Below are 15,534 nucleotides of genomic sequence, written 5' to 3' on the forward strand. Positions count from 1 at the left end.
GCCGGCCGGGGGTCCGTCAGGTGATGTCCGGGATGCTGAGCTCGTCGTCGGCGTGGCGGACGGTCGCGGCGGCGGCGTCCAGGTCGACGGCGGTCTCCACCGCGTCGATCACCAGCGCCGCGGCCGCGAGCGCGCCGGTGCCGTCGTCGGCGCGGGTGCTCAGGTCGACCAGCGGCCGCAGGCCGAGCGTGCCGACGACATGCTTCGCCGCCGGGTCGCCGGACTCGGCGCCGACCAGCCACCACGCCCGCGCCCCGGGCGCGATCCGCTCGGCGGCCAGCGCCGCCGCACAGCCCGGCGCGCCGTCGATGATCACCGGAGTGCGTCGCGACGCGGCCTGGACCAGCAGGCCGGCGAGCGCCGCCAGGTCCGCGCCGCCGGCGACCCGCAGCACCGAGCGCGGGTCGGAGGCGAACGGCCGGGCCCGGCGCAGCGCGTCCCGGATGGCCGCCGTGCGCAGCATCCATCGCTCGTCGTCCGACCCGTCGCCCCGGTCGACGACGTCGATCGGCTCCAGGTCGCGCAGCGCGGCGACGACGACCGCGGCGGCGGTGTCCGCGCCGACGCCGAGCGCGCCCGCGACCAGCAGGTCGGCGCCACCGTCGATCTCCTCGTCGGCCAGCCGCCGGCCGGTCTCGAACGCCAGGTCGAGCTCGGGGACGGTCAGCGCGTCCTCCTGGTCGATCCGCCCGTTGCCGCCGCGCACCCGGTAGCCGTCGGTGGGAGCGGCCGCGGCGGGAGCGGGGGCGCCGGCCGGCTCGGCGATGGCGACGTCGACGACCCGCAGGCCGACGTCGGCGCGGCGGGCGAGGACGGCCAGCGGGGAGCCGCCCGTGGCCACGGCGGCGGCCCGCCGCGCGGTGGCGCCGGCCGGCCACGGGTACAGGCCTGCCGTCGCGACGCCGTGGTCGGCGGCGAGCAGCAGGGCCCTGGCGCGGGTGATCGGCCGAGGCGGCGAAACGCCCTGCGCGGCGGCGATCCAGACGGACACCTCGGCCAGCCGGCCGAGCCCGTCCGCCGGCAGGTCCAGCGCCCGCGCCCGGGCGCGCGCGGCGGCCTGCTCGGCGGCGGCGACGGCGGCATCCGGCTCGGGCACCGGGTCGATCGGAGCCGGCCCGCTCGCGGCAGGAGCCGCGGGCGCCGGGTCGGTCTCGCTGGCCGGGGCCGCGTCGACCTCGATGGGGACAGCCGCGGTGAGGCCGGCCGCGTTGGGGTTGTTCTCGGTGTCCGCGGCTGCGCCGGCCGGGGCTGCCGGGGCCCCCGGGGACTCGGAGCCTGGGGTCGCGGTCCCGGCGCGGGCGCTCTGCGGGTTCTCCACAGCGTTCTTACTACCCGATGGCTTCGAGCGCCGGCCCGGCCGCCCTGGCAAAGACCCGGAAAGCCAGCTGGGCACCTAACGGCCTCGCGGCGCCGTAGCGCAGTTGACATGCGCCGGAAGCGGTAGCTTTCGGGTGTGTTGCCGGATCGGTGGGGATCGTCCCCGGAACGATGGCGGGTCGGCGAGCGCCGTCGGGTCTTTCTCAGCCACACGGGTGAGCTGCGCCAGTACCCGAGGGACCTGTCGTTCGTCGCCGCCGCCGAGCGCGCGGTGGCCCGGGCCGGTGACGTCGCCGTCGACATGGCCTACTTCGGCGCCCACGACGAGCCGCCGGCCGACTTCTGCGTCGCGCAGGTGCGGGCGAGCGACGTCTACGTCGGCCTGATCGGTTTCCGCTACGGCTCGCCGACCCGGGAGCAGCCCGACCTCTCCTACACCGAGCTGGAGTTCGAGGCCGCGACCGAGGCCGGGATCCCGCGGCTGGTCTTCCTGCTCGCCGACGACGCCGTCGTCCCGATCCAGGAGTTCTCCGACCTCGCGTACGGCGACCGGCAGCGCGGGTTCCGCGACGAGCTGCGGGACGCCGGCATCATCACGACGACCTTCCGCTCGCCGGCGGACCTGGAGACCGCGGTGCTGGACGCCCTGGTCAAGCTGCGCGACCGCCAGCGCGAGCAGGCGGAGACCGCCGTCGGGCCGGTCGACAGCCTCCTTCGGCCCGGCGGCGCGACCGTGCTGGTCGTCGGGGTCGGCGGGCCGGACCAGGCGCCAGGGCCCGCGGCGGCGGGGACCGGCGCTCGCCGCCCGTGGATGGTGCCGTCCCGGCACGGCAAGGTGGTCGCCCGCCCGGAGCTCACCGAGCAGGTGCTCTCCCGGCTGCTGGAGCCGCGCGGCCCGGGCGGGGCGCGGCCGGCCGTCGTGCTGCGCGGCGTCGGCGGGTTCGGGAAGACGACGCTCGCGGCGGAGGTGTGCCGGCGGCCGGAGATCGCCGACGCGTTCCCCGGCGGCGTGCTGTGGGTGACGCTGGGCGAGTCGGTCGGCGGCGCCACCCTGGCCGACAAGATCAACGATCTGAGTGAGGCCCTGTCCGGCGTCCGGCCGGCGCTGGCCGACCCGGAGCAGGCCGGCTTCCGGCTCGGCGAGCTGCTCGGCTCGCCGCCGCGGCTGCTCGTCGTCGACGACGTGTGGGTCCGTGGCCAGCTCGCCCCGTTCCTGCAGGGTGGGCCGGGCTGCGTCCGGCTGGTCACCACCCGGATGCGTGACCTGCCGTCGGACGCCGCCCTGTCCGACCGGATCGAGGTCGCGGCGATGGCCGAGGCCGAGGCCGAGCGGATGCTCACCCTCGACCTCGCCGCTCCCGGCTCGGCGCTGGCCGTGCGCGCAGACCGCGCCGGGGCGTTGAGCCCGCCGGCCGCGCGGACCGAGCCGGCCGACGCCGGGTCGGTGTCGGCCGACACGCCGGCCACCGTCGCCGGGCTGCTGCCGCTGGACCGGACGCGCCAGCTGCTCGACGCGACCGGCCGCTGGCCGGTGCTGCTGCGGCTGGTCAACCGGGCACTGGTGCGGATGGTGCGCGACGGCGTGCCGCCAGCCCGCGCCGCCGACCGGGTGCTGCGCCGGCTGGACCGACGCGGCCCGACGGCCTTCGACGTCACCCGGCTGGAGGACCGTAACCAGGCGGTCGAGGCGACCCTGTCGGCCAGCGTCGGCCTGCTCACCGGCGACGAGCTCGACCGGTACCTGGAGCTGGCGATCTTCCCGGAGGACGTCGACATCCCGCGCTACGTGCTGGAGGCCTACTGGGGCGCCACGGGCGACCTGAGCCCCGACGAGGTCGACGACCTGTGTCAGGAGCTCGCGGACCTGTCGCTGGTGCTCGCCTACCGCCGGCATCCGCCGGCTCTGCTGCTCCAGGACGTGCTGCGCTCCTACCTGCGGGTCCGCGTCGGCGAGGAGCGGCTGCGCGAGCTGCACGGGGTGCTCTGCGACGCGCTGCGCACCCGGCTGCTCGGCGCGGCCGGCGCCGGCGGCCAGCGCCTGGACGGCGAGGACCTCGACGACGGCCTCGGCCCGGTACCCCCGGACTCGGCCGCCGCCGCCTCGCCGGTCGAGCCCGGCGGGGCGGCGGCGTGGTGGCGGCTGCCGGACGGGGCTGGCTACGTCTGGACGCACCTGACCGCGCATCTGGCCGGGGCCGGCCGGGCCGACGAGGCGCTCGCGCTGGTCCGGGACCTGCGGTGGACGGCGGCCAAGCTGGGCCGGCCCGGCCTCGGACTGGTCGCCCTGGACGCGGACCTCGCGCTGGCCCGGGAGCTCGCGCCGGCCGACCGGGCCCCACGGGCGCTGCGCCGGATGCTGCGCCAGACCGCGCACCTGTTCGGCCCTACCGAGCCGCCGGACGCGCTGGACGCGGTGCTGCTCAGCCGGCTTGACGGCCTGCCCGCGCTGGCCGAGCCGCTGGCCCGGTTCGCCGCCACCGTGACGGGGCCGCGGCTGGCCAACCGGTGGAGCCTGCCGGACCAGCCCCATCCGGGCCTGGTCCGGGTGCTGCCCGGTCACTACCACTCCTGGGTCGACGCCTGCGCGATCGCCCCGGCCGGCGACTGGCTGGCCTCGGCCAGCTCCGACGGCACGGTCCGGCTCTGGGAGGCCGACACCGGGGCCGCCCGCGCGACGCTGGCCGGGCATGGCGCCGCCGTGCGCGCCTGCGCGATCGCGCCGAACGGCCGCTGGCTGGTCTCCGGCAGCGAGGACGGGACGGCGCGGATCTGGGCGGCGACCGGCGGGCCGGCCCGGCTGGAACTGCGCGGGCACGTGGGCAGCGTGCGCGGCGTGGCTGTCGCTCCGACCGGGGACTGGCTGGCCACCTGCGGCGACGACGGCACCGTCCGGCACTGGGACGCGGCCACGGGCGACCCAGGGCCCATGATCACGTTGGCGCAGGTCGTGCGGGACGTCGCGATCGCCCCCGACGGCCAGCTGCTGGCGGCGGCCTGCGAGGACGGGCAGATCCGGCTGTTCACCGCCGACGGCGTCGCGGCCGGCCGGCTGAGCGGCCACCGTGGCCCGGTGCGCCGGCTCGCGACCTGCGCCGGGCCGCACTGGCTCGCGTCGGTCGGCCAGGACGGCACCGCGCGCCGCTGGGATCCGGCGGCCGGGCTGGCCGTCGCCTCCTACGACCTGGGCGCCACGGGCCCGGCCAGCGGCTGCGCGCTGTCCGCGGACGGTGCCTGGCTGGCCGCGACGGCGTCCGACGGGATGGTGCGGCTGTGGGAGACGGCGACGGGCGCCCGCCACCAGCTCGTCGGGCCGAGCGGCACGGCTGCCGTCTGCGCGTTGGCCGCCGACGGGACCTGGCTGGTCTCGGCCGGCCGGCACGGCGTGCTGCGGATCTGGGACGTGCGGGCCGCGGACGCCGACGTCGCCCCCGGTGGCAGGGACGAGGGGATGCGCGCCTGCGTCGCCAGCCACGACGGGAGCTGGATCGTCTCGGTGTCCGAGGACTCGACCGCGGTCCAGTGGGACGTGGCGACCGGCGAGCCAGGCGCGGCGCTGGTGGGGGAGCGGCTGAGCCCGAACCGTGGCAGCGCGGTCGCGCCCGACGACAGCTGGGTCGCCGTACCCGACCGCGACGGCGGGGTGCGGCTGTGGGAGCCGGCGACCGGGACCATCCGGGCGGTGCTGAGCGCGCCGAGCGAGGTGCGTGGCTACGCCGTGGGACCGGACGGCTCCTGGCTGGTGGGCGCCTGCCGGGACGGCGTCGCGCGGATGTGGGACACCCAGAGCGGCGAGTGGCTCGCCTCGTTCGTCGCCCGTGACCGGAGCGGCCCGGCCACGGCGAGCGGGCTGGAACACGGCGAGCCGCCGGCGCCGGGCCAGCATGGCGTGGATTCCCACCGGGGGTGTGTGGTAGCGCCGGACGGCTCCTGGGTGGCCGTCGGCGGGGGTCAGCGCGACATCCTGGTCTGGGACGTCGCGACCCTCGAGCCGCTGGCCGAGCTGTCCGGGCACACGAACGAGGTGCTGGGCCTCGCCGCCGCGCCCGACGGCCGGTTCATGATCTCCGCCGGCTCCGACCACACGGTGCGGGTGTGGTGGACGGACGGCTGGCGGGCCGGGCCGGTTCTCGACGGGCACAGCCACACGGTCCGCGCCGCGGCGGTCAGCGCCGACGGGGCGTTCGTCGCGAGCGCGGGCGGCGACGGCTCCGTCCGGGTCTGGGAGACCACGGGCTGGCGGTGCGTCGCGCTGATGCGCTTCGACGGGGCGGCCCGCGACTGCGCCTGGCTGCCCGACGCCCGCGGCCTGGTCGTCGCGGCGTCCGGCGGGCTCTACCTGTACGACCTCGTCCTGGACTGATCGCCACCGCGGCCCGGGCTCGTGGTGAGCCGAGGCCCGCCGGCCTGGGCCCCGGCCGGCCGGGGCGGGAGGCTCAGCCCGAGCATGGCGACGCCGGCCGCCACCGCGACCACGAGCCAGGCCGTCCGGGCCGGGTCGGGCCCGAAGTCCGGCGGCGCGAACGCCGCCCCGGCGCCGGCCAGGACCGTGGTCCCGAGGGCCAGCGCGGAGGCGGCGTCCAGGTGGCCCGCCAACCGCCTCGGACGGGCCCAGCTGCCCCAGGGCCGCCCGGTGACGACGACGAGCAGCGCGACAGCGGCGACCGCGGCGGCCAGCCGGGGGGAGACGCCGTCGGCCGGAACCCAGCCGAGCCCGAGGTCGAGTCCCGCCAGTACCGCGAGCAGCCGTGCCCCCATCTGCGCCCAGGCCCGGCCACTGTGACCAATCCGACACCTCATGGGTCCTGATGTACCCGGCTTCCGGGTGAGCCGTACCGAGCCGGCAGGGTGAGGCCCATAGGACCCGCCCCAGGGGGTTCAGGCGCGCGGGGGTTCAGGCGCGCGGCTGGCCGGGCTCAGCCGTGCGGGTGGCGCTTGCGCTCGGCCAGCGTCATCGCGGTGAGCACGATGCCGAGCACGATGATCGAGCCGAAGGTGAGGATCGCCACGACCCAGGGGGCGAACCCGTCGCTGTGCGAGGCCGCCGACTCGGCGAGCAGTGTGACCACGTGGATCTTCCTCCGGGGTGTTGGGGCCGGCGACGAACCTACGGTAGCCAATCGGTCGGTTCGGTGGCCTTCCAGCACCGATCTGCCGGTGACCGGGCAGATCACGACAGTTCCCCTGGCCATCGGCCGGGGCTCGTGGGCCGGTGACCTGCCGGCCGGCGGCGTTCCTCGCGTGCCGATGGTCGATGTGGGTTGGATGGAGCAGGCGGCGGGTGGCCGCCGGTGGAGCGGAGGAGGCGCGCGGTGAGCTGGACCTGGCGGTACGAGGGTGACGACGGCGCTGTGGTCACGGTGGCGGGGGCGTCCGGTTCGGAGTCGTTCCCCAGCCAGGGGGACGCGGAGACCTGGATCGGTGAGGCCTGGTCGGAGCTGCTGGAGGGTGGCGTCACCCAGGTGACCCTGTGCGACGCGGGCAAGAAGATCTACGGCCCGATGAGCCTCCGCCCGACGACCTGACGACCTGACGACCTGACGACCTGACGACCTGACGACCTGACGACCTGACGACCTGACGGCTGGCGCGCGGGAGCCGGGGTGCTCCGGCGGCCTCGGCTAACAAAGTTAGCCAGACCCCTTGACGAAGCTAACGGCGTTAGCCCACAGTATGGCTAACGCTGTTAGCAACCACCGAGGGAGCCCACCATGAGCGACACCGCCGCCACCTCGCCCACGCCCGAGCCGGCCGAGGCGCCGCACTACCGGAAGCCGGGCGTCTTCACCCGGAAGGTCTTCAACCAGCTGGTGGCCCTCGCCACCCGCGCCGGCATCAGCGTCCTCGGCAGCCGGGTGCTGGAGGTGCGCGGCCGGGTCAGCGGGGAGCCCCGGCGCACCCCGGTCAACCTGCTGACGCTGGACGGCCGCGAGTACCTGGTCTCGCCGCGCGGCCACTCCCAGTGGGTGCGCAACGCGCGGGCCGCCGGCGGCGAGCTGGACCTGCTGCTCGGCCGCTCGCGCTCGCACTACCGGGCCACCGAGCTGGCCGACGACGTGAAGGTCCCGGTGCTGCGGGCCTACCTGCGGCGCTGGAAGGCGGAGGTAGGCGTGTTCTTCGACGGCGTAGGCCCGGACTCGACGGACGAGGAGCTCGCCGCGATCGCCCCGCGTCACCCGGCCTTCGTCCTCGAGAAGATCGGGTGACCGGGCCGCAGCCGGCGTCCCTGCCGCTGCCGCGGCTCGCGGCGCGGCCGGCGCCGCCCGCCCAGTCCGCGCGGGTCCGGGAGATCCTGGCCGCCGGGCGGGCTCTGCTCGCGGCCGAGGGCGCGGAGGCGCTCACGATGCGCCGCGTCGGCGACCAGGTGGGCATCCGGGCGGCGTCGCTGTACAAGCACCTGCCCGGGAAGCCGGCGCTGGAGGCCGCGCTCGTCGACGCGGCGCTGTTCGAGACCGGCGACGCGCTGCACGCCGTCGTCGACGCGGCCGCGGCGGGCACCGTCGTGGGCGCGCTGCTGGCCGAGTACCGGCGGGTCGCGCTGGGCGACGCCAACCTCTACCGGCTGGCGACGTCGGGCCGGATCGACCGCGGCCTGCTCACGGCAGGACTCGACGAGTGGTCCGGCGAGCCGTTCTACCGCGCCACCGGCGAGCCGCACGTCGCCCAGGCGCTGTTCGCCGCGTCCCACGGCGCGGTGATCCTGGAGATGGACCGGGCCTACTCGGACACGTCCGACCTCGACGCCACCTGGCAGGCCCTGGCGGCGGCGTTTACCCGGTGACCCCACGCGGCGCGGGGGCACCGGGTGAACGCCCGGGCCGGTGCGCCTACCGCTCGACGACGGCGCCGAGGGCGTCGTCGACGCGGGCCAGGATCTCGGGGGAGAGGGTGACGCCGGCCGCCTCGACGTTCTCGCGGACCTGCTCGGGCCGCGTCGCCCCGATGATCGCGGACGCGACGTTGTCGTTCTGCAGCACCCAGGCGACCGCCAGCTGGGCCAGCGAGAGGCCCGCGTCGGCGGCGATCGGCTTCAGGTTCTGGACGCCGGTCAGCACGTCGTCGCGCAGCCACCGCCCGATGAACGTCGCGCCGGTCGCGCCGGTGGCCCTGCTGCCTGGCGGCGGCGGCTGGCCCGGCAGGTACTTGCCGGTCAGCACCCCCTGCAGGATCGGCGACCAGACGATCTGCGAGATGCCCGACTTCGCCGAGGTCGGCACGACGTCCGCCTCGATCGTGCGAACCAGCATGTTGTACTGCGGCTGGTTGGAGATGATCCGGTCCAGGCCCAGCTCGCCGGCCAGCCGCACCGCGTCGGCGATCTGGTCGGCGGACCATTCGGAGACGCCGACGTAGAGCGTCTTCCCGGCCCGGACCAGGTCGTCGAACGCCCGCAGCGTCTCCTCCAGCGGCACCGTCGGGTCGTAGCGGTGCGCCTGGTAGAGGTCGACGTAGTCGGTCCGCAGCCGCTTCAGCGACGCGTTCATCGACTCGATGATGTGCTTGCGACCGAGTCCCTTGTCGTTCTGGCCAGGGCCGGTCGGCCAGAAGACCTTGGTCGCGAGCTCGTAGGACTCGCGCCGGACGCCGGCGAGCGCCTCGCCGAGCACGCTCTCCGCCCGCCCGCCGGCGTACACGTCGGCGGTGTCGAAGGTGGTGATTCCCGCGTCGAACGCGGCCCGTACACAGGCGGTCGCCTGCTCGGCCTCGATCTGGTCACCATGGGTGATCCAGTTCCCGTACGAGATCTGGCTGACAGTCAGGCCGCTCTGCCCAAGGCGTCGATATTCCACAGTCCAACCCTATGGCCCGGTTGCCACGCTTCAACCGAGCAGCGCGGCCGGGTCCTACGCCGTGGCCGTGGCTTCCGCCCGTCCGGCAGCCATGACGTAGGACCCGAGAGCGGTCAGCCGGAGCGGGGCGAGACCCGGGCCTTGGGCATGCGGAACCGGCGCGGGGCGATCGCCCGGCGCACGGCGTACATCTTCACCTTGACCTGCGAGCCCGGGTACGCCTCGGCGACGGCCCGGGCGACCTTCTGCGACAGGTAGAAGCTGTCGGCGATCATCGCGAAAAGGCCGAGCAGCATCACGTAGAGCACGACCTTGTGCGCCGCCGCGCTCGGGAAGAAGCTCCCGAGGTAGAAGACGACGATCACGACGAGGAACACCGGGCCGACGTTGTAGCGGCTGTCGACGATGTCGCGGGCGAGTACCCGCTCCGGCACCCGCTCACCGGGCGGCATCTTCGACAGGTCGCCCGCGCGCATCGCCGCGCGCTGCTCCTGGACGAGAGTGCGGCGCGCCGAGCGGTCGCGGGCGCGGGCCTCCTTGGTCGTCGCCGGCGCCCCGAAGGTGCCGGTCGAACGGGTGGCCCGGGCCTGCGAGCGCTTCGGCGTCGGCCGGCCCTTCTTGGCTGTCGTGCGACCGTCGGCGCCGACGGGCTCGTCGACAACGTCGGGCTCGGTCGGTTCCGGCTCGACGTCGCGCGACCGCTTCTTGAGGTTGATCGAGGGCATTAGGGGAGCGCCAACATCTGGTCGAGAGCCTTTCGGGCGTAGTGAGCCACGTCCGGCGCGACCGTGATCCGGTTGACCGGCTCGCCGCGGACGAGGGACTCCAGCGCCCACACGAGGTGTGGCATGTCGATGCGGTTCATAGTGGAGCAGAAGCACACCGTCCGGTCCAGGAAGACGATGTTCTTGTCCGGATGACGGTTCGCGAGCCGCTGCACGAGGTTGAGCTCGGTGCCGATCGCGAACGCCGAGCCGGCCGGGGCCGCGTCCACCACCTTGATGATGTACTCCGTCGACCCGACCAGGTCGGCGGCGGTGACCACCTCCCGCTTGCACTCGGGGTGCACCAGGACAGTTACCCCGGGTACGCGGCCCCGCACCTCGTCGACGCACTCCCGGCTGAACCGGCCGTGCACCGAGCAGTGCCCCTTCCAGAGGATCATCTTCGCGTCGCGCAGCTGGTCGACCGTGAGGCCGCCGTTCCTGCGACGCGGGTCGTAGACGACGCAGTCGGCCTCGGTCATGCCCAGCTCGCCGATCGCGGTGTTGCGGCCCAGGTGCTGGTCGGGCAGGAACAGCACCCGCTCGCCGCGGCGCTCCGGCCCGAACGCCCAGTTCAGGGCCTGCTGGGCGTTGGACGACGTGCAGACCGTGCCGTCGTGGCGGCCGGTGAACGCCTTGATCGCGGCCGAGGAGTTCATGTAGGTGACCGGCACCGTGCCCTCGGCGACCCCGGCCTCCAGCAGGTCGTCCCAGGCCTGCTCGACCTGCTCGGCGCTGGCCATGTCGGCCATCGAGCAGCCGGCCGCCAGGTCCGGCAGCACCACGTGCTGGGTCGCCGTGGTGAGGATGTCGGCGCTCTCGGCCATGAAGTGCACGCCGCAGAAGACGATGTGCTCGGCCTGGGGGCGGGCGGCTGCCTGCTGGGCGAGCTTGAACGAGTCGCCGGTCACATCCGCGAACGCGATCACGTCGTCGCGCTGGTAGTGGTGACCGAGGATGAAGACCTTGTCACCCAGAGCCGCCTTCGCCGCCGCGGCCCGCCCGGCGAGCTCGGGATCGGCGGCGGCAGGAAGCGCGCCGGGGCAGTCGACGCCACGCTCGCTGTCCGCGTCGGTGCCCTGGCCGAGCAGCAACAGCGCCAGCGGCGACGGCGTCACGCCGATCCGCTCCAGCGTGGGGTTGGTTGTCATGGAAGCCCCCTCGGTCGACCGGCGCGAACCAGGCGTCGGCTCACATATGGTCGTCGAGACTTTAACTCACGAATGGTCGGCGAGACACTAACTACCGCTTCGCGGTCCATGCGTGGTTCGTCTCACAGTCACGGTGGCGACACATGGCGGACGTCTCGGGGCGCGCCGGGGCCTCGCGCGGCGCGCCCCGCCGGGATGGTTCAGGGGCCTGCCGAGGTGCTTCAGGGGCCTACCGGGATGGTCATGTAGGCCTTGTGGGCCGGCAGGTAGTTCGCATCGCCGCTGTAGTCCACGACGAAGTCGTACCTGCCGGGCGGCACGTGGACGTTGACGCCGTACTCGACGTCGTTCTGCAGGCTGACGACCTGCGTCCCGTAGGACACGCCACCGGCGACGACGGTCATCGTGCCGGTCGGGTGGGGCTCGCCGGGCAGCTGCCCGACGTGGTCCGTCGCGGTCTCGATGATGAACCAGACGGGTGGGGTCGGGTCCAGGCTGGGCTCCGCGTAGAAGTTGAGGGTCACCGGCTTGCGGACCGGCGTCGGCGTGACGGTGTGGCTCGGGGATGCGGTGGGATGCGGGCCGCCGCCGACGCCTGGCAGGTAGGGCGAATGGCAGCTCGTGAGCAGGAACCCGCAGGCCGCGAGCATGGTCATCACGAGTGAAGCGGGCACGGCGGAGCTCAGGTGCCTGCGCATGGCGGATATCCCATCTGGCTCGAACGTGGGTGAACTGGCCGCCGCGTCGCGCACACTGCAAATTGCATATCCGCGACGAGGTTCCGGGATAGTGGCAGATCCTGGACGCTGTGTCACCTTTTGGCGCAGTGTGCGCGATTCGGGCCAACTGGGTGATGGATCGCCTGCCGGGACGTCGCGCCTGTGCCTGCGTGCGTCCGCGCCAGTGGGAAGGGAACCGGTGCGGCTCCGGGGCCCCGGGTACGGCGCCGGCATGCGGCCGTGACCCGGGTGGACCGGAGAGGGAGCGGCTACGATGGGAAGCGGAACCGGGCCGGCGTTGTTGTCGCTGCTGGTGGCACCAGCCGCCAGACGTGCGTCACCTCCCGGCAGGACACGCCCGGCATCGCCGCCGCGCGTGGGCCGTCCGGGCCGCGTGGAGGGCGCCGACGCGGCTCGGGTCGCGCGGAACCCGTGCGGCGCACCCCGTAGGTACCTTTCCGAAAGGGCAGGAGCAGCCCCTATGACCGTCCAGGACACGACGACGGAAACCCAGACCGGCCCCGGCCAGGTCGTCCTCACCGACCTGGCCGCTAGCAAGGTGAAGTCCCTGCTCGAGCAGGAGGGCCGCGACGATCTGGCCCTGCGCATCGCCGTCCAGCCCGGTGGCTGCTCCGGCATGCGCTACCAGCTGTTCTTCGACGAGCGTCAGCTCGACGGCGACACCGTGCTGGACTTCTCCGGCGTCAAGGTCGCCGTCGACCGGATGAGCTCCCCGTACCTGGGTGGGGCCACCATCGACTTCGTCGACACGATCGAGAAGCAGGGCTTCACGATCGACAACCCCAACGCGCAGGGCTCCTGCGCCTGCGGCGACAGCTTCCACTGATCCTGCTCGGCTCACCCTGTTCGCTGCCCTTCGGGCAGCTTCCCGGGTGAGCCGCCTCAGATATCTGCTCCGGGGGCGACCCCGGACCCTGGTGTCGCGCTTCGCGCGACGTACTGGGCGGCCACCGAAACCTGGTGTCCGGTAGAGCGATCGTTGTGCCTGCGAGGGCTCGGTGTGACGGGAATCATTCCCGTGGCGCCGGGCCCTCGTCGCGTGTCTGGCAGTCGGGACGGTGTCGGTTCGGCGATCGGTCGATTGGTGGGGCGCTGGTGCTGATGATCAGTGCGGCGGTTAGGCTTGGGCATCGTGCGTATTGCCGTCACCGGGTCCATCGCGACCGATCACCTCATGCGCTTCCCCGGGCGGTTCGCCGATCAGCTGATCGCCGAACAGCTCGAGCGGGTCTCGCTGTCCTTCCTCGTTGACGAGCTGGTCATCCGGCGCGGCGGCGTCGCGGCCAACATCAGCTACGGTCTCGGCCGGCTCGGGCTGCACCCGGTCCTGGTCGGGGCCGTCGGCGAGGACTTCGCCGACTACCGCTCCTGGCTCGACCGGCACGGCGTCGACACCGCTTCGGTGCGGGTCAGCGACCTGGCGCACACCGCCCGGTTCGTCTGCACCACCGACGACGACCTGTGCCAGATCGCCTCGTTCTACCCGGGCGCGATGTCCGAGGCCCGCCACATCGAGCTCGCCCCGGTCGCGGACCGGTTCGGCGGCCTGGACCTCGTGATCATCAGCCCGAACGACCCCGAGGCGATGGCCCGGCACACCGACGAGTGCCGCCAGCGCGACTACCCCTTCGCCGCCGACCCGTCCCAGCAGCTCGCCCGGCTCGACGGCGACGCCGCTCGCCAGCTCGTCGACGGCGCCGCCTACCTGCTGTGCAACGAGTACGAGAAGGCGCTGCTGGAGCAGAAGACCGGCTGGTCGGACGCCGAGGTGCTCGCCCACGTCGGCATCCGGATCACGACCCATGGCGCCGACGGCGTTCGGATCGAGTCGGCGAAGGACGGCACGTCGATCCAGATCCCGGTCGTCCCGGCCCGGGACACCCCGGACCCGACCGGCGTCGGCGACGCGTTCCGCGCCGGGTTCTTCGCCGGCCGGTCGTGGGACCTCACGCTGGAGCGGTCGGCCCAGCTCGGCTGCCTGCTGGCGACGCTGGTGCTGGAGACGGTCGGCCCGCAGGAGTACGAGGCCGACCAGGCCGAGCTGCTCAAGCGCTTCACCGAGGCCTACGGCGCCGACGCCGCCGCCGAGATCAAGGACTACCTCCCCGGCGTGTAGCCGGCTGTGGTCGTCGTTTTGGCCCTGACGGGGTCGTGACCTGGGCGTTTCCACGACCGCCCGAGGGCCAAAACGGCGATCACGGGCACCAAGGTGCCGTCGGCGGCCGGCTCCGGCTAGTGCGTTCGGCGGATCAGGAACGCCTGGCCGGTGCCGGTGGGCAGGTCGCGGGCGCCCAGGAGCTGCTGCTTGCGTAGGCGGCACCAGGCGGCCACGTCGGCCGGCGCGGCCGGGTCGTCGGCCAGCAGCTCCACCGTCCCGCCGACCGGCGCGTCAGCGAACCGCTTCGCCAGGTCGATGATCGGCAGCGGGCAGTGCCGCCCCAGCGCGTCCACGACCAGATCCGGCTCGTCGCTCACAGGCCCACCGCTCCGGCCCGCTCGCGGATGCCGGCGACGGCGCCGGGCAGCACGTCGAGCAGTGCGGCCAGGTCGGCGGCCGACGAGTCCCGGCCGAACGAGACCCGGACGTTGCCGTGCGTCAGCGCGCCCATCGCCACCAGCACGTGGCTGGGCGTCAGCGCGTCCGACGTGCAGCTCGAGCCGCTGCTCACCGCGATCCCGGCCCGGTCGAGCTCGCCGAGCAGGGCCTCGCCCGCCACGTACAGGCAGGAGAACGCGACCAGGTGCGGCAGCCGGCCGGCCGGGTCCGGGTCGCCGAGCAGCTCCACGTCGTCGACCACCGCGGGGAGCCGGGCGCGCAGCTCGGCGGTCAGCGCGCCCAGCCGGACCCGCTCGGCGGCCAGCTCGCCGGAGCGGGCGTGCAGCGCGGTCGCCGCCGCGACGACCGCCGGCAGATTCGGGAAGCCGGCCGCGCGGCCGAGCTCGCGCTCGTCGGCGGGCATCGGGTTCGCCCAGCGGGTGCCCGCGCGCACCACGAGGATCCCGACGCCGGCCGGGCCGCCGAACTTGTGCGCGCTCGCGGTCAGCAGGTCGGCCCCGAGCGCGCCGACGTCGACCGGGATACGCCCGACGGTCATCGCGGCGTCCGTGTGCAGCGGCACCCCGGCCGCGTGTGTGATCTCGGCCACCGCGGCCACCGGCTGCACCGTGCCGACCTCGTGGTTGGCGTGCTGCACCGAGACCAGGGCGGTGCCCGGCGGGGGAGCGCAGCCGGCCGGGTCCACCCGGCCCAGGGCGTCGACCGGGAGCTGCCGGACCCGGCCGCCGGACCGCTCATGGCGGTCGGCCGCGTGCAGCACGCTGGAGTGCTCGACCGCGCTGACCAGCACCAGGTCACCGGCCCGGCGACGTCCCGCGGCGGTGCCCAGCACGGCCTGGTGGGCGGCTACAGTTCCGCTGGCGCAGAAGGAGACCTCGTCGGCCCTGGCGCCGAGCACTCCGGCGACGGTCTCCCGGGCCGCGTCCAGCAGCATCCGGGCGCGGCGGCCCTCCCGGTAGAGCCGGGCCGGGTCGGCCCAGCCGTCGTCGAGCGCGGCGAGCAGCGCGGCCCGCGCGGCCGGGTGTAGCGGGGTCGTCGACGCGTGGTCGAGATAGGCCGACACGCCGACGACGCTACGCCGGCACGACGACACGCCGCGCCCGTCTCGGCGGACCCACCCGGAACGCGGGCGGCCGGTTGAACGCCCCGATTTCGCGACAGATCGTCATAGTCGGTAACGCTGTGCTTTCGGCTGCGGGATCGAAGGGTGTGAACCCT

General features: G+C 74.5%; 15 protein-coding genes. 6 read left to right on the plus strand and 9 right to left on the minus strand.

Translation table 11 applies throughout. The features are described 5' to 3' along the window. Positions 1-16: 16 nt before the first annotated feature. Positions 17-1,318, minus strand: a complete 1,302-nt coding sequence (locus tag FRAEUI1C_RS08810; protein ID WP_232425348.1) for a nicotinate-nucleotide--dimethylbenzimidazole phosphoribosyltransferase — start codon at positions 1,316-1,318, stop codon at positions 17-19. 135 nt (positions 1,319-1,453) lie between these two features. Here FRAEUI1C_RS08810 and FRAEUI1C_RS08815 point away from each other — a divergent pair, with 135 nt between their 5' ends. Then, positions 1,454-5,677, plus strand: coding sequence for a DUF4062 domain-containing protein (locus tag FRAEUI1C_RS08815; RefSeq protein WP_013422948.1), 4,224 nt, complete (start codon positions 1,454-1,456; stop codon positions 5,675-5,677). Here FRAEUI1C_RS08815 and FRAEUI1C_RS08820 read toward each other — a convergent pair. Together FRAEUI1C_RS08820 and FRAEUI1C_RS40150 are read right to left on the minus strand one after the other, a co-directional pair. After that, a complete protein-coding gene (locus tag FRAEUI1C_RS08820) occupies positions 5,650-6,072 on the minus strand; it encodes a hypothetical protein (protein WP_013422949.1) in 423 nt (140 codons plus the stop codon). The genes FRAEUI1C_RS08815 and FRAEUI1C_RS08820 overlap by 28 nt on opposite strands. Before the next feature lie 158 nt (positions 6,073-6,230). Continuing rightward, on the minus strand, positions 6,231-6,383 hold the full coding sequence (locus FRAEUI1C_RS40150; RefSeq protein ID WP_013422950.1) for a hypothetical protein: 153 nt from the start codon (positions 6,381-6,383) through the stop codon (positions 6,231-6,233). Between the two features lie 243 nt (positions 6,384-6,626). Here FRAEUI1C_RS40150 and FRAEUI1C_RS08830 point away from each other — a divergent pair, with 243 nt between their 5' ends. The 3 genes from FRAEUI1C_RS08830 to FRAEUI1C_RS08840 all read left to right on the plus strand — a co-directional run bounded on the left by FRAEUI1C_RS08830 (position 6,627) and on the right by FRAEUI1C_RS08840 (position 8,095). Further along, complete coding sequence (locus FRAEUI1C_RS08830) at positions 6,627-6,839, plus strand: hypothetical protein (protein ID WP_013422951.1); 213 nt, start codon at positions 6,627-6,629, stop codon at positions 6,837-6,839. 186 nt (positions 6,840-7,025) lie between these two features. Beyond that, positions 7,026-7,520, plus strand: a complete 495-nt coding sequence (locus FRAEUI1C_RS08835; RefSeq protein ID WP_013422952.1) for a nitroreductase/quinone reductase family protein — start codon at positions 7,026-7,028, stop codon at positions 7,518-7,520. After that, positions 7,517-8,095, plus strand: coding sequence for a TetR family transcriptional regulator (locus FRAEUI1C_RS08840; protein ID WP_013422953.1), 579 nt, complete (start codon positions 7,517-7,519; stop codon positions 8,093-8,095). The genes FRAEUI1C_RS08835 and FRAEUI1C_RS08840 overlap by 4 nt, the downstream gene beginning before the upstream one ends. Positions 8,096-8,141: 46 nt before the next feature. On the opposite strand, the gene FRAEUI1C_RS08845 is transcribed toward FRAEUI1C_RS08840, so the two are convergent. The 4 genes from FRAEUI1C_RS08845 to FRAEUI1C_RS08860 all read right to left on the minus strand — a co-directional run bounded on the left by FRAEUI1C_RS08845 (position 8,142) and on the right by FRAEUI1C_RS08860 (position 11,717). Beyond that, the gene (locus FRAEUI1C_RS08845; protein WP_013422954.1) at positions 8,142-9,104 is read right to left on the minus strand and encodes an aldo/keto reductase family protein; all 963 of its coding nucleotides are present in this window, start codon (positions 9,102-9,104) and stop codon (positions 8,142-8,144) included. 113 nt (positions 9,105-9,217) lie between these two features. Next, positions 9,218-9,829: a DUF3043 domain-containing protein gene (locus FRAEUI1C_RS08850; RefSeq protein ID WP_013422955.1), complete on the minus strand. Its 612-nt coding sequence runs from the start codon at positions 9,827-9,829 to the stop codon at positions 9,218-9,220. Beyond that, positions 9,829-11,019 (minus strand): quinolinate synthase NadA, encoded by a 1,191-nt coding sequence (nadA, locus tag FRAEUI1C_RS08855; RefSeq protein WP_013422956.1) that lies wholly within the window; start codon positions 11,017-11,019, stop codon positions 9,829-9,831. Before nadA ends, FRAEUI1C_RS08850 begins: the two co-directional genes overlap by 1 nt. Before the next feature lie 221 nt (positions 11,020-11,240). Next, a complete protein-coding gene (locus tag FRAEUI1C_RS08860; RefSeq protein WP_013422957.1) occupies positions 11,241-11,717 on the minus strand; it encodes an Ig-like domain repeat protein in 477 nt (158 codons plus the stop codon). A 502-nt stretch (positions 11,718-12,219) separates the two neighbouring features. Here FRAEUI1C_RS08860 and erpA point away from each other — a divergent pair. Both erpA and FRAEUI1C_RS08870 read left to right on the plus strand, forming a co-directional pair. Continuing rightward, positions 12,220-12,585, plus strand: a complete 366-nt coding sequence (erpA, locus tag FRAEUI1C_RS08865; protein WP_013422958.1) for an iron-sulfur cluster insertion protein ErpA — start codon at positions 12,220-12,222, stop codon at positions 12,583-12,585. A gap of 306 nt (positions 12,586-12,891) precedes the next feature. Continuing rightward, positions 12,892-13,875, plus strand: a complete 984-nt coding sequence (locus tag FRAEUI1C_RS08870; RefSeq protein WP_013422959.1) for a carbohydrate kinase family protein — start codon at positions 12,892-12,894, stop codon at positions 13,873-13,875. A 116-nt stretch (positions 13,876-13,991) separates the two neighbouring features. Here FRAEUI1C_RS08870 and FRAEUI1C_RS08875 read toward each other — a convergent pair whose 3' ends face one another. Next, entirely contained in the window at positions 13,992-14,234 is a 243-nt protein-coding gene (locus FRAEUI1C_RS08875; RefSeq protein ID WP_013422960.1) for a sulfurtransferase TusA family protein, read from the minus strand. After that, positions 14,231-15,379, minus strand: a complete 1,149-nt coding sequence (locus FRAEUI1C_RS08880; protein WP_013422961.1) for a cysteine desulfurase family protein — start codon at positions 15,377-15,379, stop codon at positions 14,231-14,233. Before FRAEUI1C_RS08880 ends, FRAEUI1C_RS08875 begins: the two co-directional genes overlap by 4 nt. Between the last annotated feature and the right edge of the window lie 155 nt (positions 15,380-15,534).

Origin of the sequence: Pseudofrankia inefficax (assembly GCF_000166135.1) — a bacterium.
GTDB classification, from domain to species: Bacteria; Actinomycetota; Actinomycetes; order Frankiales; family Frankiaceae; genus Pseudofrankia; species Pseudofrankia inefficax.

Excerpts from the sequence above, each read along its gene's own strand:
- FRAEUI1C_RS08820 (WP_013422949.1), bottom strand. The coding sequence starts at position 6,072 with ATGGGGGCACGGCTGCTCGCGGTACTGGCGGGACTCGACCTCGGGCTC.
- nadA (WP_013422956.1), bottom strand. The coding sequence starts at position 11,019 with ATGACAACCAACCCCACGCTGGAGCGGATCGGCGTGACGCCGTCGCCG.
- FRAEUI1C_RS08850 (WP_013422955.1), bottom strand. The coding sequence starts at position 9,829 with ATGCCCTCGATCAACCTCAAGAAGCGGTCGCGCGACGTCGAGCCGGAA.
- FRAEUI1C_RS08860 (WP_013422957.1), bottom strand. The coding sequence starts at position 11,717 with ATGCGCAGGCACCTGAGCTCCGCCGTGCCCGCTTCACTCGTGATGACC.
- erpA (WP_013422958.1), top strand. The coding sequence starts at position 12,220 with ATGACCGTCCAGGACACGACGACGGAAACCCAGACCGGCCCCGGCCAG.
- FRAEUI1C_RS08835 (WP_013422952.1), top strand. The coding sequence starts at position 7,026 with ATGAGCGACACCGCCGCCACCTCGCCCACGCCCGAGCCGGCCGAGGCG.